Annotated in this window: 13 protein-coding genes; 5 read left to right on the plus strand and 8 right to left on the minus strand. The window is 68.6% G+C overall.

Going from position 1 to position 19101, the window contains the following annotated elements; translation table 11 throughout:
* Positions 1 to 57: 57 nt before the first annotated feature.
* Both K3M35_RS17730 and K3M35_RS17735 read left to right on the plus strand, forming a co-directional pair.
* Complete coding sequence (locus tag K3M35_RS17730) at positions 58 to 1038, plus strand: ADP-ribosylglycohydrolase family protein (RefSeq protein WP_220666810.1); 981 nt, start codon at positions 58 to 60, stop codon at positions 1036 to 1038.
* A gap of 116 nt (positions 1039 to 1154) precedes the next feature.
* Positions 1155 to 2285 carry an iron-containing alcohol dehydrogenase gene (locus tag K3M35_RS17735; protein WP_220666838.1) on the plus strand — a complete coding sequence of 377 codons (1131 nt, stop codon included), beginning with the start codon at positions 1155 to 1157 and terminating at the stop codon, positions 2283 to 2285.
* Between the two features lie 7 nt (positions 2286 to 2292).
* Here K3M35_RS17735 and K3M35_RS17740 read toward each other — a convergent pair whose 3' ends face one another.
* The 6 genes from K3M35_RS17740 to K3M35_RS17765 all read right to left on the minus strand — a co-directional run bounded on the left by K3M35_RS17740 (position 2293) and on the right by K3M35_RS17765 (position 13363).
* The gene (locus K3M35_RS17740; protein WP_006552878.1) at positions 2293 to 2487 is read right to left on the minus strand and encodes a hypothetical protein; all 195 of its coding nucleotides are present in this window, start codon (positions 2485 to 2487) and stop codon (positions 2293 to 2295) included.
* A 129-nt stretch (positions 2488 to 2616) separates the two neighbouring features.
* Positions 2617 to 3078, minus strand: a complete 462-nt coding sequence (locus tag K3M35_RS17745) for an SRPBCC family protein (protein WP_039587779.1) — start codon at positions 3076 to 3078, stop codon at positions 2617 to 2619.
* 23 nt (positions 3079 to 3101) lie between these two features.
* Positions 3102 to 3875, minus strand: coding sequence for a PIG-L deacetylase family protein (locus K3M35_RS17750; RefSeq protein ID WP_220666811.1), 774 nt, complete (start codon positions 3873 to 3875; stop codon positions 3102 to 3104).
* 38 nt (positions 3876 to 3913) lie between these two features.
* On the minus strand, positions 3914 to 5956 hold the full coding sequence (locus K3M35_RS17755) for an elongation factor G-like protein EF-G2 (protein ID WP_220666812.1): 2043 nt from the start codon (positions 5954 to 5956) through the stop codon (positions 3914 to 3916).
* 151 nt (positions 5957 to 6107) lie between these two features.
* A complete protein-coding gene (locus K3M35_RS17760; RefSeq protein ID WP_217579967.1) occupies positions 6108 to 7871 on the minus strand; it encodes a sulfite reductase subunit alpha in 1764 nt (587 codons plus the stop codon).
* Positions 7868 to 13363, minus strand: a complete 5496-nt coding sequence (locus tag K3M35_RS17765) for a glutamate synthase-related protein (protein WP_220666813.1) — start codon at positions 13361 to 13363, stop codon at positions 7868 to 7870. The genes K3M35_RS17760 and K3M35_RS17765 overlap by 4 nt, the downstream gene beginning before the upstream one ends.
* Positions 13364 to 13689: 326 nt before the next feature.
* Between K3M35_RS17765 and K3M35_RS17770 the strand changes: the two genes are divergently transcribed.
* Positions 13690 to 15114 carry an aldehyde dehydrogenase family protein gene (locus K3M35_RS17770; protein WP_024103652.1) on the plus strand — a complete coding sequence of 475 codons (1425 nt, stop codon included), beginning with the start codon at positions 13690 to 13692 and terminating at the stop codon, positions 15112 to 15114.
* A 57-nt stretch (positions 15115 to 15171) separates the two neighbouring features.
* Here the strand turns inward: K3M35_RS17770 and K3M35_RS17775 are convergent, their stop codons facing one another.
* Together K3M35_RS17775 and K3M35_RS17780 are read right to left on the minus strand one after the other, a co-directional pair.
* On the minus strand, positions 15172 to 15969 hold the full coding sequence (locus K3M35_RS17775; protein WP_220666814.1) for an SDR family NAD(P)-dependent oxidoreductase: 798 nt from the start codon (positions 15967 to 15969) through the stop codon (positions 15172 to 15174).
* A gap of 149 nt (positions 15970 to 16118) precedes the next feature.
* Positions 16119 to 16415, minus strand: a complete 297-nt coding sequence (locus tag K3M35_RS17780) for a chorismate mutase (protein ID WP_019288919.1) — start codon at positions 16413 to 16415, stop codon at positions 16119 to 16121.
* Between the two features lie 319 nt (positions 16416 to 16734).
* On the opposite strand from K3M35_RS17780, the gene K3M35_RS17785 reads away from it, so the two are divergent.
* Together K3M35_RS17785 and K3M35_RS17790 are read left to right on the plus strand one after the other, a co-directional pair.
* Positions 16735 to 17682, plus strand: coding sequence for a hypothetical protein (locus K3M35_RS17785; protein WP_094980687.1), 948 nt, complete (start codon positions 16735 to 16737; stop codon positions 17680 to 17682).
* A gap of 192 nt (positions 17683 to 17874) precedes the next feature.
* Positions 17875 to 19059, plus strand: a complete 1185-nt coding sequence (locus K3M35_RS17790) for a thiolase family protein (RefSeq protein ID WP_094980686.1) — start codon at positions 17875 to 17877, stop codon at positions 19057 to 19059.
* Positions 19060 to 19101 lie beyond the last annotated feature (42 nt).

The following is a 19101-nucleotide window of genomic DNA, read 5'->3' on the forward strand; positions in this document are numbered from 1 at the left end:
GACATTCAATCATTGATGCGCTAACTTTAGCGCAAACTTGATCGAATAGAGGGGTTCATGGAAACAACCGCAGCACAGAACGACCGGGCAGCCGGAGTCCTGCTCGCCACCGCAGCAGGCGACGCACTCGGGGCCGGATACGAATTCACGTATCCGACGGACACCACGCCCATCGACATGATCGGCGGCGGACTCGGGCCGTTCGCGCCCGGTGAGTGGACCGACGACACCTCCATGGCCCTCGCGATCGCCGAGGTCTCGGCGACCGGCGTCGACATCGGTGAGAGCGCCGGACTCGACGCGGTCGCGGCGCAGTTCCTCCGCTGGTACGCCACGAACCCCAAGGACATCGGCAACCAGACGCGTGCCGTCCTGCGCGAGGCGGGCCCCACCGCCGTCACCATGACGGCGCGCGCCCGCAGCCTCCCCGGACGCACCGGTGGCAACGGATCGCTCATGCGCACCGCACCCGTTGGGCTCGCCTACCTCGACGACGCCGAGCGGTGCCTGTCCACGGCGCATGCGATCAGCAGCCTCACCCACGCGGACGAGCAGGCATCCGAGGCATGCCGACTGTGGTCGTTCGCGATCCGTCACGCCGTCCTCCATGGCACCTTCGACGGGGTGCGGGTCGCCCTGTCCTGCCTGTCCCAGCCCGCCGCACAGCGGTGGACGGCGCTGCTGGACGAGGCGGAGACCGCGCCGAGTCCGCGCGTGTTCGACAACAACGGCTGGGTCGTCCACGCCCTGCAGGCGGCGTGGTGGGCGATCACGCACGCCCGCACCGACGGCCCCGGACACCTGCCGGAGGCGCTCGAACTGGCCGTGCGCGCAGGCAACGACACCGACACGGTCGCGGCCATCGCGGGCGGACTGCTCGGCGCCCGGTGGGGTGCGTCCGCGGTGCCGGAACGGTGGCGTCGCATGCTGCACGGATGGCCCGGTTACCGCGCGGACGACCTCGAGCGCCTCGGGCTGCTCACTGCGCGGAAGGGCTCCGGGGCAGGCGGGGATGTACTACGGGTCGTCCAGAGCTGAGACTCCCCGAGATCCGCCGGATGTCTCCACTCGCGGTTGTGATGCGGTAGACACGACCCGTCCGACGGATACTCGAGGAGGGATCGCACGTGGCTTCCATCGCACTTCCACGCATCATGCGCGTCGGCGGGGGCGCCGTCGGGGAGATCGGTGAGGTAGTCGCCGGACTCGGACTCGCCCGGCCCCTGGTGGTGACCGATAAATTCCTGGTCGGCACCGGTGCGGTGGATCGGATGGTCGCGCAGCTCGAGGCCGCCGGACTGCGGCCGGCAGTCTTCGCCGAGACCGTTCCCGACCCCACCACCGCCTCGCTCGACGCGGGTGCCGCAGCGGTCGCCGAGCACGACGCCGACTGTGTGATCGGGTTCGGTGGAGGAAGCCCGATGGACACGGCCAAGGCCCTCGGCCTGCTCGCCCGGAAGGGCGGTCACATGCGCGACTACAAGGTGCCGCGCGACAACATCGGCCCGGCGCTACCGGTGATCGCCGTGCCGACCACGGCGGGAAGCGGCTCGGAGGCAACCCAGTTCACGATCATCAGCGACAGCGAGTCCGACGAGAAGATGCTGTGCACGGGCCAGGCCTTCCTGCCGGTCGCTGCGATCGTCGACTATCGGCTCACCATGACGATGCCCCCGCGCCTGACGGCGGACACCGGCGTGGATGCACTCACCCATGCCATCGAGGCCTATGTCAGCAGGAAGGCGAACCCGTTCTCCGACAGCCTCGCGCTCGTCGCGATCGACACCATCGGACAGGTACTGCGGCGCGTCTACGCGGACGGGCAGGACGCCGAGGCGCGCGAGCGGATGATGCTGGCCGCCACGCAGGCGGGCATCGCCTTCTCCAACTCCAGCGTCGCGCTCGTGCACGGCATGAGCCGTCCGATCGGGGCGCACTTCCATGTTGCGCACGGACTGTCGAACGCGATGCTGTTCCCGGCGGGCACCGAGTTCTCGGTGGATGCCGCCGAGTCCCGCTATGCCGACTGCGCCCGCGCGCTCGGCGCGGCCTCGACGGACGCCTCGGATGCGACCGCCGCCGCAGACCTGGTCGTCGCGCTGAAGGAACTGTGCCGCGACGTGGAGGTGCCGACACCGAAGTCGTACGGCATCGACAAGCAGACCTGGGACGAGAGGCTCCCGGTCATGGCCGAGCAGGCGCTGGCGTCGGGATCCCCGAACAACAACCCGAGGATCCCGACGGCCGAGGAGATCTGCGATCTCTACGGGCGGATCTACGCCTGAGGCCGACTCATTCGGGAGCCTGATCGTCGGGCTCGACCTTCTCCGTCCTCACCCGGTCCGCGACGTTGCCGGGCGCACCCTCCTCCTCGCGTTCCTTCTCGACCTTCTGCTCGAGCTTGTCGACGAGATGCTTGATCTTCTGCCCGGTGAGGTCGTCGTTGTCCTCTGGGCGGCCCGAACCGTGCTTGGGGGCATTGTCCATCGACGTCCGTCCTTCGTTCGTAGGGTGCAGGGGAGCGGTACCCGAGCGCCGGAACGGTCAAACGGGCAACGGTTCTGCTCACACCGATCACCACCGGCAAGCTCGATGAGACCGTTCCCGCCGCCTAGCTCATCCCGCCCGCTCGGCTGCGGCGGCGATGTCGGCGAGGTCCTGTTCGAGGGCCTTGCGGGTCGCGCGTTTCGCGAGCGGCGCGAACACGGTCATCGCAAGCTGAGCGAAGGCGCCGAGGGGTCCGCTCTCGCCGGAGAACTCCACGGACAGATCCGTGCCGCCCGCCGAGGGGGTCAGATCGAAGACGGTCCGGTAGCGGGCGCCGCGGGATTCGGCGACGACGACGGTGCGCCGCTCCGGATCCGCCTCGGCGACCTGCATCTCCTCGGTCGCCGACTGCCCGAACATCACGCGGGTCTCCCGCCACCGTGTGCCCACCTCGTAGCCGGTGCCGTCCAGTCGTTCCACGGCCTTCACCGCACGCAGGGTGGTGGGCGCCTCGTCCAGCGCGGTGAGCACCCGCCACACCGCGGATGGTGGTGCGGCGATGTTGCGCGAGACCTCGATGCGTTGTTCCACTTCTCTCCTCGTGATCGTTCGGGTCAGAGCGGGAGCTCGGTCTCCTGCAGCCCGGGCGGAACACCGCGGCGCCGGAACCATTCGACACCGAAGGCGGCCCGCAGGTGTTCCTCGGGCATGTTCAGCATCGGCCCGAAATCTCCGATCTGCGACTCATAGCCGATCATGGCAGCGCGTTTGGCGGCCAGCGCCGTCGACACGTCCACCGCGGTGGTCAGTTCCGATTCCGGTAGGCCGAACGTCTCGAGGTCCGGTGGGCGCACGTCGTCGGGGGTGTCCGGCAGCGCCGAGAGCAGCCGCATCAGGTGGTCCCGGTTGCTCGATGCCTCGTAGACGGCGTCGTGTCCGGTGATCCGTTCGGCATGGATCCCGGCCCGGTGGACCTGGACGTGATCGGGATGGCCGTAGCCGCCGTGCGCGTCGTAGATCGTGACGACATCGGCGCGTTCCTGCTCGATCACGGCGGCCAGTCTGGCTCCCACCTCGCTCGGATCGGCGTTGGTGAAGGCATTCGGGTCGTGGTTGCCGGCGGTGCCGGCCATCCCCGAATCGCCGTAGCCGAAGGGCACCACCCGCGCCGCACCCAGCGCCCGGGCCGATTCCTCGAGTTCCTTCGTGCGGCGGGCGGCGAGGGATTCGCCGGGCGCGAGCAAACCGTCGGGATATTCGCCGCGGGCACCGTCGGTGGCGACGACGAGGACGACGCGATGCCCGGCGTCGGCGGCTCGGCGCATCACGCCACCGGTGAGGAACACCTCGTCGTCGGGGTGTGCGTGAAAGCACAGCAGAACGCTCATGGCGTTCATGCTGACACGCTGCTCGTGCGGTGCAGCGGTCAGTCCGACTCGCCGTAGCGGGCCGCGAGATTCTCGGGCATCGGTTCGTGCCGCAGATACTGGCGGGCGAAATCGGCGGTGCCCTGCGTGATGGCCCGCAGTTCCACCGGATAGCGGCCGAGTTCGAGCTCGGGAACCTCCGCGCGCAACAGGGCGATACCCGGCTCGGGGGATTCGGTGCCGAGCACCCGTCCGCGTCGGGCCGACAGATCGCCGAGGACCGCGCCGAGATACTCCTCCGGCACGATCACCCGCACGGCGGCGACCGGTTCGAGTACGCGAACGGTGCTGTGTGAGGCCGCATCCCGCAGGGCCAGCCCGGCGGCGGCCTGGAAGGCCGCGTCGGACGAATCCACCGAGTGGGCCTTGCCGTCGACCAGGGTGACTTGCACGTCGACGAGCGGATATCCCGTCGTCACGCCCTTCTCGGCCTGCGCGTACACGCCCTTCTCCACGGACGGGATGAACTGGCGCGGAACCGCACCGCCCACCACCTTCTCGGCGAACACCACCCCGCTCCCCACCGGCAGTGGTTCGACCTCGACGTCGACGACCGCGTACTGACCGTGCCCGCCGGATTGTTTGACGAGCCTGCCGTGGCCTTTCGCGGGGCCGGCGAAGGTCTCCTCGAGCGGCACCCGATGCTCGACCGTGTCGACCTGGACACCGTGCCGGGTGCGCAACCGTTCGAGGACCAGTTCGGCGTGCGCTTCACCCGTGCACCACAGCACGAGCTGATGGGTCTCGGGATTCTGCTCGACGCGCAGCGCGGGATCCTCGGAGGCGAGGCGCGACAGGGCCTGGGACAGCTTGTCGTCGTCGGTGCGGGTGTGTGCGTCGATCGCGACGGGCAGCAGGGGAGTCGGGGTGGGCCAACGGTCGAGCGGGACCGGATGGTCGGGGTCGTACAGGACGTCACCGGGTTGTGCCGTCGCGAGCTTCCCGACGGAGGCGATGTCTCCCGCCACGGCTTCACCGACCGGGCGCTGTTGCTTGCCGAACGGGCTCGTCAGGGCGGGAATGCGTTCGCGGCTGTCGCGGTCGCCGTCGGCCAGCGCGACGATCGTGTCGGGTCGCAGCGTGCCGGAGTACACGCGCACCAGGCTGATCCGCCCGACATAGGAGTCGCCGGCCACGCGCACGACCTGTGCGGCGAGCGGACCGTCCGGATCGCACGGCGGTGCACCACGACCGCGCTGCGTCGGTGCGGGGAATCCGGTGGTGATCAATTCGAGCAGTTCGACGGCACCGATTCCCGTCTCGTCGGCGGGAACGGCCGGGTGCAGGGTGCACGCCAGGATCTCGCGGGTGAGTCCTTCCTGCAGGGAGGCCGTGTCGAGTTGCTCGCCGGCGATGAACCGCTCCATGAGCGTGTCGTCCTGGCCGGAGATGGCCTCCACGAGGCTCTCGCGCGCTTCGGTGGACACCGGGCACGGACCGGGTTCGCCGTAGCTGCGGCCCGTCAGCAGACCCATCGACCCGATCGGGCGGTCGCCGTCGTAGACGGGATAGAACATGGCCCTCAGGGTGTCCGGTCCCAATCCGAAGGCGACGTGACAGTCGGTGAGCATGTCGTCGAAGCTGTGCCGGGCGACATCGAGTTTGTTCACCACGATCGCGCGGGGGATCGCCTCGTCGTCGCATTCGCGCCAGAGCGCGCGGGTCGCTGCGCTGATGGGATCGGTGGCGGAGACGACGAAGATCGCCGCGTCGGCCGCGTGCAGGGCTGCGCGGACCTCGGCGTCGAAGTCGGGGTGTCCCGGCGTGTCGATCAGGTTGATCTTGATGTCGTTCCATTCGAGGGGGACGACGGACAGCTGCACCGACCTGCGGTGGCGCTGCTCGATCCCCTCGTAGTCGGACACCGTGGTGCCCTCTGCCACGCGCCCGGCGCGCCCGACGGCGCCCGCTGCGACGGCGAGGGATTCGGTGAGGGTGGTTTTCCCGGAGCCGCTGCACCCCACCAGGGCAACGTTGCGGATCCGGTCGGGACTGTCGGCGGTCGGTGCCTGCCGGCTGCGTGCTGCGGAGCGATCGGGCATCGAGCTACTCCCTCGTGTGACCTGCAGCACAGTCTAAGGCATTCCGATGGTGCCTCCGGGGAGGTTCGCAACACGCGCTCGGGGCTCGCAACGCCACCGGTGACCGATGGTGTTGCGAGCCTCGCGGCGGCGGTGCGTACCCCCGGCCTGCTCAGTACACGTCGCGCACGTACCGCTTCTCGCGCTTGAGGGTGGTGACGTACTCGGCGGCCTGCTCGTCGTTCATGCCGCCGTGCTCGGCGACGATCTCGTGCAGCGCACGGTCGACGTCCTTCGCCATCCGCGACGCGTCGCCGCAGATGTAGAAGTGTCCACCCTCCTCGAGCCACGCGAACAGTTCCGCGCCGTGCTCCTTCATGCGGGTCTGCACGTAGATCTTCTCGGCCTGATCGCGGGAGAACGCGAGGTCCAGGCGCGTGAGCACACCCGAGTCGGCGAACTCGGCCAACTCCTGTTCGTAGATGTAGTCGCAGCCGCGCTTCTGGTCGCCGAAGAACAGCCAGTTCTTCCCCGTCGCACCCCGTGCGCGACGTTCCTGCAGGAAGCCGCGGAAGGGTGCGATGCCGGTGCCCGGACCGACCATGATCATCGGTGCGGTGTCGTCGGCGGGCACGCGGAAGGCCTTGTTCTTCGACACGAAGATGCCGACCTTGCCTTCACCGACACGATCGGCGAGGAAGGTCGAACACACGCCGCGACGCTCGCGGCCGTCGGTGCCGTAGCGCACCGCCGCGACCGTCAGGTGCACCGAACCGTCGCACGCGTTCGGACTCGACGAGATCGAGTACGCCCGGTGCTGCAGCGGACGCAGCAGCGCCAGGAACTGCTCGGCCGACAGCTCGGGCGCGGGATCGAGCAGGAGCACGTCGAGAATGTCGCGGCCCCACAACCATTCGTCGAGCGCGGCCTTGTCGCTGTGCCGCAGCACATAGGTGAGTTCCTCGTTACCCGTGTGTTTCTCGATCTCCTCGAGGAGATCGACGGACGGAGCGGTGATCTCGTAGTTGTAGGTGAGGAGGTGCTCGAGCGTGTCGTCGTGACTCTCGGGGACGGTCGCGCCGTCGAGACCGAGCCGACCGAGGATCGCGTGCACGAGTTCGGTGTCGTTGACGGGCACCACGTTCAGCGCGTCGCCCGCTTCGTATTCGAGACCGGAATCGGCGAGCGCGAACTCGTAGTGCCGAATCTCCTTGGCCGAGTCCTCCCCGGACAGGAGCACGTTCGACGTCAGCACCGCCGGATAGGGATTCTTGCGGGTCCACTGCGGCTTCGCCCGGGCCGGTGCCGCCGGTGCCGCGGGAGCGGGAGCACCATCGCCCACGATGCCCTCGACGGCCGCGACGAGCGGCAGCGTCTCCGCGATCCACGTCGCGGCGAGCTCCTCGAACTCGACGTCGCAGTCCACCCGCGGCACGATGCGCTGCGCACCGAGCTGCTCGAGACGCATGTCGATGAGCTTGCCGGCCTGGCAGAACCCGTCGTACCCCGTGTCACCGAGAGCGAGCACCGCGAAGTTCATGCCGTCGAGGCGCGGCGCGCTCTCGGCCGACAGCGCATCCCAGAACAGCTCGGCGTTGTCGGGCATCTCGCCCTCGCCGTAGGTGGATGTGACGATCAGGACCTGGCCCAGACCGGCGAACCGGTCGAGGTCCATGTCGTCGAGAGCGCACACGACGGGCGCGAAGCCCTGGGTGCGCGCTGCAGCCGCGGCGTCCTCGGCGACGGCTTCGGCATTGCCGGTCTGCGAGCCGTAGAGCACGTGCAGAGCAGGCGCCGAGCCGACGGTCCCGGCATCGGCGGCGGGACCACCGGAGAACAGGCGGGTCTGCATCCCGGCGACGAAGCCGGAGAGCCACGACCGCTGATCGGCGGTGAACGGAGCGTCGAGGGGAATGAACGGGCCGGTGGTGGTCACGCGGAGACTCCCATCGTGGAGGTGAGGACGTTCGGGACGGCGTTGCGTGCGAACAGTTCCTCGTAACCGGGCAGGCGACCTGCGGCGTCGAGATTCTTGCGGCTCTGCAAGAGGATCCAGCCGTAGGTACCCGGCGCATCGACCGAGCGGACGTTGCGCAGGTCCAGGGCCTGCTTGTAGTCGTTCAGGCGCTTGTCGGCGACCAGCGCCGCGAGCTGCTCGTCGGTGTGATCGGCGATCGCCGCGAGGGCGTAGCGCTCGAGCTTCGCGACGAGGAAGAAGTCCTCGGTGAGCAGCAGATTGCGTGCGGTCTTCTGTACCGCCGGATCCGACACGTCGGTGGCGCCGGGGACCTTCTGCAGCGCCGTCTCCTGCGCGGCGGCGAGCACCGTGTAGTTGTTGAGCAGCGCGTACATGGCCTCGGTGTCGGTCGCGTCCGGGGTGACACCACCGGCGACGGGAACACCCGAGCGGTAGTTCTCCTTGAACTTGCGCACCTGGTGCGCGACCAGCGCCGTGGCGACCTCGGCGGCGAGGTCCTTGCGCGACGCTGCGGCGAGGATCTCGTCGAGGTCCTGGTACTGCAGCAGCGCGCGCGGCATGCCGTACGCGAAGCGGTGCTGCTCGACCTGCCAGTTGTCGATCAGGAAGCGGGCCTTCACCGAGCCGGTCGCCTCGACGTGCAGGTGCAGCAGCTGCAGCACGGCGGCGTTGTGGATCGCGGCCTGCGGGTCGTCGCCGGTGATCGACCCGAGGACGATCGAGTCGGCGCTGGCCTTGCGGGGGAGCAGGCCCTCGGGGTCGTACTGGTAGACGAACCCGCCCGACATGCCGTTGCCGAAGCCCTTGCCGAACTCGCCGATGTTGAGCACCGCGCCGTTGGTCATGTACTCGCAGGCGAACTCGCCGACACCCTCGACGACGGCGGTGGCGCCGGAGTTGCGCACCGCGAAGCGGTCGCCGGCCTCACCCTCGACGAACAGGCGACCACCGGTCGCACCGAAGAGCGCGAAGTTGCCGATGAGCACGTTGCCGCCGCGTCGGTCGCTGCCGCCGCCGGGGGAGTGCAGCACGATCTGCCCGCCGCACTGGCCCTTGCCGACGCCGTCGTTGGCGGTACCGGTGTGCTCGATGTGCATGCCGTCGTTGCAGAACGCCCCGAAGGACAGGCCCGCCGAACCGGAGGTGGTGATGGTGACGGTGCCGTCGCGTAGCCAGCGGCGTCCGCGCTCGTCGTCGAGCACGGCCGGCAGGGCGCCGAGATCCTCGTGGTTGAGCATGCGCTCGATGTCGATCGCCAGCTGCGCGCCGACGCTCTTGTTGTTGTTCGTCAGCTGCACGCCGTCGCCGAGCGAGACGGTGAGCTCCTTCGCATCGACGAGGGCCTCGCGCAGCCGGGCCACCCACGCCTCGTCGAGCGAGTAGTCCTTCTCCATGTAGACCGGATTGTCGATGTGCACCTCGGGCAGCACCGCGAGCATCGCCCGCAGGTCCAGCCGGCCCACGCTCGACGGGTGGTCGAGCAGGTGCAGCAGGTCGGCGCGGCCACGCGCGTCGCGCAGCGACCGCAGACCCAGGCGGGCGAGCAGCTCTCGGGTCTCGTGCGCGACGTTGAGCAGGTACTGGGCCATCGCCCGCGGATCGCCGTTGAACACTTCGGGATTCGTGGTCAGACCTGCCGGGCACTTGACGTTGCAGTTCTTCGCCATGACGCAGCCGAGCATCATCAGCGCGGTGGTGCCGAACTCGAAGCTGTCGGCGCCGAGCAGCGCGGAGACGATGACGTCCGACGCCGTCTGGTGCGCACCCGAGCAGCGCAGCACGACCTTGTCGCGCAGACCGTTGGCCGTGAGGGCCTGGTGGACCTCGGCCACACCGATCTCCGCGGACCGGCCCGCGTACTTCAGCGAGGTCACCGAGGCGGCACCCGTGCCGCCGGTGTTGCCGGCGACGTTGATGACGTCGGCGCCGGCCTTCGCGACACCCACGGCGATCGTGCCGATGCCCTCCGAGGAGACGAGCTTGACGATCACCCGCACCCGCGCCGCCTTGGCGTCGTGGATGAGCTGGGCGAGGTCCTCGATGGAGTAGGTGTCGTGGTGCGGCGGCGGCGAGACCAGCTCGACGCCCGGGGTCGCACCGCGCGCCGCGGCGATCTCCACCGTGACCTTCTTGGCGGGCAACTGGCCGCCCTCACCGGGCTTCGCGCCCTGCGCGATCTTGATCTCGATCTCCTCGAGCATCGGATCGGCGAGATAACCGGCCCACACACCGAAGCGGCCGGACGCGAACTGCTTGATGCGCGACCCGCGGATGGTGCCGTAGCGGGAGATGTGCTCGCCGCCCTCACCGCAGTTCGACATGCCGCCGACCATGTTGGTGCCGTGGGCGACGGCCTCGTGGGCGTTGGAGTTGAGCGCGCCATGGCTCATCGCACCCGACGCGAGCGCCGGGGTGATCTCGTGCGCCGGCTGCACCCGGTCGAGCCGCACGCTCAGCGGGGCCTGGCGGACCTGCTCGAGATAGCGCGCGGCGTCACCGATCGCGTGCACGGTCAGGGTGTCGCCGTAGCAACGGTGCGAGACGATGCCGTCACCGAAGCGCGCGACGAGCGAGGCCGCGAGCGCATCGGGACGACGGTGGTCGTCTGCGAGCGGACCGGTCAGACGCAGGACGAATTCGCTCTCACCGACCCGCGCCGCGGAGATCCCGCGCACGAGCATCGAGTTGTTGCCGAACCGCGCGAAGCGGCCCATCTCCTTGGTGAAGTCCTCGGCGGTGACGGCGTAGGTGACGTCGGCGGGCAGGGCGAGCACGTCGCGCAGCGCCGCGGGACGCTGTGTGCGCTCGTCGGCCATCGTGCGGGCGAACGCGCGGTAACCCGGGGTGATCTCGAAGGCATCGATCTCGGCGGGTGTCAGGGCGCGGAAGCCGCCGTAGCGGTACGACGCGTCGTCGAGACCGTGCGCGTCGGAGAGCCGGTGCAGCGGCAGCAGACGCAGCGCGTCGGTCAGATCCGGCTCGGCCTCCTTCTCCACGGGCAGCGCGAAGGGCTCCTCGGTCATGTCCACGAAGCCGCGCACGGCGGTCGTGCCGAACGAGTGACCGGCGCCCTCGGCGCGCTCCTTGAACAGACCCAGCAGCGGGACGTCCTTCTCCGTCTCCACGGTGAGAGCGCGACGGTGCCAGTCGGCGACGGCCTGCGCGAGGGTGGTGAAACCGACACCGCCGACCGGGGACTTCACGTTCGGGAACCAGCGCGCTAGCACCTCGTCACTCGTGTCGAGATAGCTCGGCTCGAAGAACTCACCGCCGATGTACGACTCGACGGTGCACAGGCCGACGCGTCCCATCGTCTTCATGAGCGACTTCTCGGCCGCCTTGCGGAACTTCAGGAACGCGGCGTCGGCATCGTCGCCGAACTTCTCCTCGGCGCGCATCTGCACCGTGAGCGGATACACCGCAGCGGCACCGAAACCGAGGGTCGCGGCGATGTGATGCGACGAGAACAGCTGTCCGGATTCGACGATGACGGACACGCGCAGACGCAATCCCTCGTCGATCAGGCGCTGGTTGACCGCGGCGACGGTGAGCACCATCGGCAGTCCGGCGCGGTCGGTGGAGACGTGGCGGTCGGTGAGCACGGCGATGCCACCGGATTCGCGGGCGAAATCGGCAATGGCCTCTGCCGTACCGTCGATCGCGGCGGCGAGCGCGGCCGCGTTCGCCTTGGCGTCGTCGAAGACGGGGGAGTACAGCATCTCGAAACGTCGCACCGGGGTGTCGGACTGCTCGCGGATACGCAGCATGTCGAGGTGCGTGAGGATCGGGGTGGGCGCCACGATCTGGGTCGCGGACGAGACGGGAGCACCGCTACCGGGGCGAGCACCGAGCGCGACGCGCAGGGTCATGCCGTCCGCTTCGCGGATCGAGTCCAGCGACGGGTTGGTGACCTGGGCGAAGCGCTGCGAGAAGTACTTGGCCACACCGCCTTCCTGATCCGACAGCGCGTTGATGGCGTTGCCGTAACCCATCGCGGAGATGCGCTCCTGACCCGACGCGAGCATCGGGTCGAGCATGAACCGGAAGGATTCCTGGTTGATGCTGTAGGACACGTAGCGCTGGTAACGCTCGAGATCGCCGTTGTAGCGCAGCGGGGAACCGGCCTTCTCGGCGGGAACCTCGGGCAGGGCATCGAGATTGCGGCGGGCCTCGTCGACGAGCGACGCGTAATTCTGCCGGGCAGCAAGAAGTTCGAGCGCCTCATCAGCTCCGTAGGAGCGGCGCGTGCGGTGATCGAAGTACAGCATGCCACCGGCCTCGATGCGGCCGCGACGCAGCACGGTCTCGGGCGCGAAGTCGAACTGGCCGGCCTCGGAGGTGACGGCGAGGTACTCTTCGGTCTCCACGGTGCGCAGCGGACGCAGGCCGAGGCGGTCGAGGCGCGCGCCGACGACGGTGCCGTTGCCGAAGACCAGCGCCGCGGGGCCGTCGTTCTTCTCCTCGTACAGGGAGAAGAACTCGAGCATCGCGCGGACCTGTGGCGACAGCTCGGTGTCGTTCTCCCAGGCAGGCGGCATCATCTGCACGACGGCGGTGACGAGGTCGAGTTCGTTGTGGGCGATACGCGAGGCCAGGGTCTGGTCGAAGCGGCAACTGTCGGACTGTCCCGGCGGGCGAATGATGTCACGGCCCATCGCGCGGGCGAGGGCGCCCTCGAACAGCCGGTTCTTGCGATCGGTGTTCAGCTCACCGTTGTGCGCTATGAGGCGGAACGGCTGCGCCATCGTCGGATGCGGATCGGTGTTCGTCGAGAACCGGGTGTGGAAGAACAGGGTGTGCACCGCGTGCCGCGGATCGGTGAGATCGCGGAAGTACGGGATGACCTCGTGAGAGTTCAAGCGGTTCTTGAGAACCTGCGTGCGCGCACTGAGCGAGAGCGGGTACAGCCCGCCCAGTTCCGGCTCGGTGTAGGCGCGGGCCTCGACCTCGAGGAGCACGCCGTGCAGCAGTCGGTCGAACTCGTCGACGGAGTCGCACGCATCGGGCCGCGTGAAGATCCACTGACGGATCGGCAGCTGGTATTTCGTTGCGGCAGGACGCAACACGCTGTCGTCGACGGGGACGTCGCGCATCGTGAGCACGGTGACCCCGGCTCCGGCGAGTGCCGACGAGACGAGTTCCTCGGCATCGGCATGCGCCGCGGGATCGGTGGGGAGGAAGAAGTTTCCGACACCGAAGTGCCCTTCCTGCAATGGTTTTCCGGTGATCTCGGAGAAGAAGGCGACCGACAGGTCCACGTTGATGCCGGCTCCGTCGCCGACACCCTCGGCGGACATGCCACCGCGGTGCGGCACGACGCACAGGGCCTCGTGACCGCGGGTGAGCACGTCGTGGGTCTGCACGCCGTCCTTGCGGGTGATGAAACCGACACCACAACTGCTCTTGTCCAGCGTGCTGTCGTACAGGCCGGTGTCACTGGCGTGCGTCACGGACGTCCTCCTCGGTGCATCGAATTCGACGTCGACCGGCAGTGACGATGCGAAGAAGGGGAACGCGTGGGAAGGCGCAGCTCCTGAGGTGCATAGACATGTGCCGGAGACGATGTGTGTGAATGCAGACGTCTTTGTCCGAATGCGCCGTGCGTTGCGACGGTGGAGCGCGCGAGCAGCAATGGCAAGTGTAGCGCACGTGTTAACTCCGGTGACGGCGGGATACATCACAACCCGCCGGGAGTAAACGCTTTATTGCGGGAGGGTCTTCGCTACGCTCGCGCCCAACGGCGTCGACAGGCCGGACTACGAGCAGGGAGAGCGATATGACCGACATTCTCGACCGCACGAAGATCTACATCGACGGGCAGTGGGTGGACTCCGACGGCGCCGGCCGCATCGAGGTCGTGAACCCGACGACCGAAGAGGTCGTCGCCGCGGTCGCCGAGGGTGCCGCCTCCGATGTCGATCGGGCGGTCGCCGCAGCGAAGGCGGCCTTCCCGGCCTGGTCCGCGCTCAGTGGTGCGTCGCGCGCCGCCTACCTGGAGAAGGTCTCCTCGCTGGCGAACGAGCGTGCCGACGAACTCACGAGCGTCGTCTCCCAGGACATGGGGATGCCCGCTCACTTCGCGCGTGCCATCCAGGTCGGGATGCCGCTGAAGAATATTGCCGCCTATGCGTCGCTGGCCGGAACGTACGACTTCGACGACCAGGAGATCGGCAACGCCCTGGTCGTACGCGAACCCATCGGGGTCGTCGGGGCGATCACCCCGTGGAACTACCCGCTGCACCAGGTGGTGCTCAAGGTGTTCGCCGCGCTCGCCGCCGGGTGCACCGTGGTGCTCAAGCCCACCGAGGTCGCGCCGCTGGTGACCTACGCGCTCGTCGACATCGTCGACGAGGCCGGCCTGCCGCCGGGCGTGTTCAACCTCGTCAGCGGTTACGGACCGGTCGTCGGCGAGGCCATCGCCGCACACCCCGACGTCGACATGGTGTCGTTCACGGGCTCGACGCGTGCCGGCAAGCGCGTCTCGGTCGTCGCTGCGGAGACGGTGAAGAAGGTCGCGCTCGAACTCGGCGGCAAGTCGGCCAACATCATCCTCGACGATGCCGACCTCACCGCCGCCGTCACCGAGGGTGTCGGCAAGTGCTTCCTCAACTCCGGCCAGACCTGCACCGCCCTGACCCGCATGCTCGTCCCCGCCGACCGTCTGCAGGAGGCCACCGCCGTCGCCGAGCAGGTCGCGCGGGCCTACACCCTCGGGCTGCCCGACGATCCGTCGTCGAAGCTGGGCCCGCTCGTCAGCGGCACGCAGCAGGCACGCGTGAAGGCGTACATCGACAAGGGCGTCGAGGAGGGGGCCGAACTGGTGCTCGACGGACGCGAAACCGAGTTCACCACCGGCTACTTCGTCGGCCCGACCGTGTTCACGAACGTCGCGCCGGAGATGACGATCGCCCGCGAGGAGATCTTCGGGCCGGTGCTGTCGATCATCGGATACCAGGACGAGGACGATGCGGTGCGCATTGCCAACGACAGCGAGTACGGCCTGTCCGGTGGGGTCTGGTCGGCCGACCCAGCGCGAGCGGAGGCCGTGGCCCGCCGTATGCGCACCGGTCAGGTCTACATCAACGGCGGCGCCTTCAACACCGACGCACCTTTCGGTGGTTACAAGCAGTCGGGTATCGGACGCGAGGCCGGTGTCTTCGGGCTCGAGGAGTTCCTGGAGATCAAAACGATCTTGCGCTGACGGCGGTGCCGTCGAATCTTGCGCTGACGGCGGTGCCGTATCGTTTCGTCGGACCGGTCAGTAGTAGACCGCGCCGGGTACGCCGCCGCCCACGGCGATCGCATCGCCGGTGATGCCGATGCTGCGCGGGCTCGCGAGGAACGCGACGACGTGGGCGACCTCGCTCGCGTCGATGAGGCGGTTCACGGAGTTCTTCGCGATCTGCTGTTCCAGTTCGGCTATCGGCGTGCCCGTCTCGGCGGACTCCTCGGCCAGTCGCGCCGCCAGCCGTTCGGTGCGGGTGCGGCCGGGGTGGACCACGGTGACGTTGATGCCGTGCGGGCCGAGTTCGTCGGCGAGGTTCTTCGTCACGGCTGCAACGCTGACGTTCCGGACTGTCTGGGCGATGGAGTTCGCGCTGCGCGCGCCGAGCCCGCTGATGTTGATGATCCGGCCCCAGCCCTGCTCGATCAGGTAGGGGGCGACGGCGCGTGCGGTGCGCAGACAGCCGAGGATCTTGATCTCGACTTCGTTGCGCACGATGTCGTCGGTGGTCGCGGCGAAACTCGTCGGCTTGTCGGCGGTCCAGGGTGTGGCGGCGGAGTTGACGAGGATGTCGACGCCACCGAGTTCGGCGACGGCCCGCGCGACGAGTGCGTCGACCGAGGCCTGGTCGCTGGTGTCGGTGGGCACGGGAACGATTCGTCGCCCGGTCTCCTCCGAGAGGGTCTTCGCCGCGATGTCGAGATCGGCCGCGGTACGGGCCGCGATCACCACGTCGGCACCTTCGGTGGCCAGTGCCCGCGCGATGGCGTAGCCGATGCCGCGGCTACCGCCGGTGACGATGGCCCTCTTCGCAGTGAGTCCGAGATCCATGCTGCCCTTGTCCGTTCTTCGGGGATGTCCCGACGGTATGCCGACAGGGGAGCGGGCGGCCACATTTGCGACCGGCGTGATGCGAAGCGGTGGACGGCTACGGCGACGGCCCCCGCACCATGTGGTGCGGGGGCCGTCGGTGGTAGGTCTCAGGCCTTGCGGGTGCGGCCGAGGCGCAGCAGCGTCATCGCGAGCGTGCTGCCGTCGGTGCCGAGTTCGGCGAAGCGTCCCATGACGGCCATTTCCTCGGCCTGTGCTTCGCGGCTCGCGTCGGTGCCCTTCGCGGATGCTCCGGCGCGCTGAACGAGCTCCGAACGCCGCTTGATCACCGCGAGCAGCTGAGCGTCGAGCTCCTTGATCTGCTCGAACAGCTCCCCGAGCTCTGCCTCGGCCGACGAAGCTTCGCCGACGGACGCAAGGCCAGGCGAATCAAGCTGGACAGTCATGCAGACTCCTCCGGTCTCGTCTGAATCGTCACAGATTGTGTCGTGCTCACGCCTATAGGTGTTACCGACACGTAGGGAAAAATTCTCGCGAGATTCTCCCATGCGCGTCCTGTTCCTTCATAAACGGCCGTGACCTGGTTCAACACCCCGATGACCGAGGGGTATGTTAATTGTCACACCGACCGGTGCCAACTCGTGTGCCCGTCGGTGACGTCGCACCCGAAGGGTCCGCATCGGGTCCGCCGCTCGAGGTAGCGTTCCGGCCGACCGGCAGGGCCGAGGACGTCGGGGCTCCTCGGTACACCTGGAGGGGAGACCGATGCGACGACCTGTTGTCCCGTGGGGTGGGCGCGGCACGGAGGCTGCGACTTCCGGTGCCGAACCGACTTTCGGTGCCGAACCGACATCCCACATCGAACCGCCGAGCGAATGGCAGCACGGCACGCGCAATCTGCACGTGTACGCAGCGGCCGGTGTGGCGGTGCTCGTGGCGATTTTCGCCGCGGCCCGCGGAGCGAGCGCGTGGGGCACCGATTCGGTGGGCGCCGACCGCTTCTATTCGATCCTGGCGGTGCTGATGCTGCTGACGGCGGCCTTCGGCGCCACCTTCTGGTGGCCTGCCGGATCTGGGGCCCGGCGACCGTCGTCGTGGCCTCCGAGCCGCACACCGCGGTTCCGGTACGTCGAGACGGCCGATCGCGGCAGTACCGAGATCGCGGGCCGTCGCCCTGTCTTCGGTCTGCTGCTCGCGATGGTGCTGTGCGGGACGTTCCTCTCGCTCGGCGCAGCCGTGGAGATCGTGGTCGGGAACGAGGGTCTACCTCTCGTGGCGCTGGTGCTGGCGCTCGTCGCCGGGGTGTGTCTGGCCTTCCTCGTGGAGGTGGCACTCGGGCGCATCCGGGCCGGTTCGCTGGTTCTCGGGCCGGACGGGATCAGGCTGCGCGGCTGGTTCGTGGAGTCCTATCTGCCGTGGGTGTCGGTGCGGGGTCTTCGTGCGGTCGACCGGGGGTTCCCGGAAATCTGGATCGAGGGGCACGGGTCGGCGGCGTGGGCGCGTCGGCGCACGAGTCGGGTGTTCCCCTTCGAGCGCCTGCCGTCCGAGCCCCGGATCGAGGTGGACTCACGGCATCTGGCCGTCGATCCGGTGCAGTTGTACCGTTTCCTCGAGTTCTACGTGGAGCACCCTCGCCACCGCCGTGAACTGGGCACACCGGCGGCTGCGGAACGTCTCGCGGAGGGTCCTCCGTTCACCGTCGACGACGAGTGAAAATAACGCAGTCCGTATTGTAGAATGGCGTTTCCGTTCCCGTTCCTGCAACTCGTGTTCGGACCTTCGCAAGTGCGGCACTCGGTGCCGTAGCATCGAGTCAGACGCTTCGGGAGGACGCCTTCCCGAAGATCTGTGCGCTCGGCGGTGCCGGCGCGTGGACCCCAGGTGTTCGACCAGATTGGACGAGAAATGACCGCTCCGGAACGCATCGTCATCGTCGACGGCGCACGCACCCCCGTCGGCAGCTTCGGCGGCGCACTCAAGGACGTACCCGCGCACGAACTCGGCGCCACCGCGGTCCGCGAGGCGCTGCAGCGCGCGGGTGTCGCAGGTGAGGACATCGACGAGGTTGTCATGGGTTGCATCGGACAGGTAGGTGCCGACGCCTACAACGCCCGTCGCGTCACCCTCGCCGCCGGACTTCCCGTCTCCACCCCGGCCCTCACCGTCAACCGCCTGTGCGGCTCGGGTCTGCAGGCCGTGTGGTCCGCAGCCCAGGAGATCCGTTGGGGTGCCGCGGAGATCACCGTCGCCGGTGGCGACGAGAGCATGTCGCGCATGCCGTTCTACGACTTCGGTGCCCGCAACGGTTACAAGCTCGGCAACCGCGAGCTCGTCGACGGCACCGTCGGCATGCTCACCGATCCGTTCAGCGGACTGCACATGGGCGTCACGGCCGAGAACGTCGCCCGCGAGTACGGCGTCAGCCGCGAGCAGCAGGATGAGTTCGCCCTCGAATCGCAGCGCCGCGCCGCCACCGACGCTGCGAAGGCCGCCTTCGCCGAGGAGATCACCTCGGTCGAGATCGGTGGCCGCAAGCCCGTCACCGTCACCGAGGACGAGCACCCCAAGCCCGACACCACCCTCGAGGTGCTCGGCAAGCTGCGCTCGGCGTTCATCAAGGACGGCACCGTCACCGCCGGTAATGCCTCCGGGATCAACGACGGCGCTGCCGCGCTCGTCCTGGCCCGCGAGTCGGTCGCCCGTGAACGCGGTCTCGGTGCCTCTGTCGTGCTCGAGTCGGTCGTCACCTCGGCGATGGAGCCCGAGCTGATGGGCTACGCCCCGACCCTCGCCCTGGTGAAGCTGTTCGAGCAGAACGGCCTGACCCCGGCCGACATCGACACCGTCGAGCTCAACGAGGCCTTCGCCTCGCAGGCCGTGGCGGTGGCGCGCGACGCCAAGCTCGACCCGGAGAAGACCAACCCCTACGGCGGTGCCATCGCCCTGGGTCACCCGGTCGGCGCGACCGGCGCGATCCTGACGCTGCGCGTCGCCAAGGACCTGATCCGTCGCGATCTCGAACTCGGCGTCGTCACCATGTGCATCGGTGGCGGACAGGCACTCGCCGCGCTGCTGCGCCGCGTGTCCTGATCCGGGCAGGTTTCGAAGGACCGACAGTGGTGGGAGCGATAC

The organism is Rhodococcus sp. DMU2021 (genome assembly GCF_019641445.1).
Taxonomy (GTDB): domain Bacteria; phylum Actinomycetota; class Actinomycetes; order Mycobacteriales; family Mycobacteriaceae; genus Rhodococcus; species Rhodococcus pyridinivorans.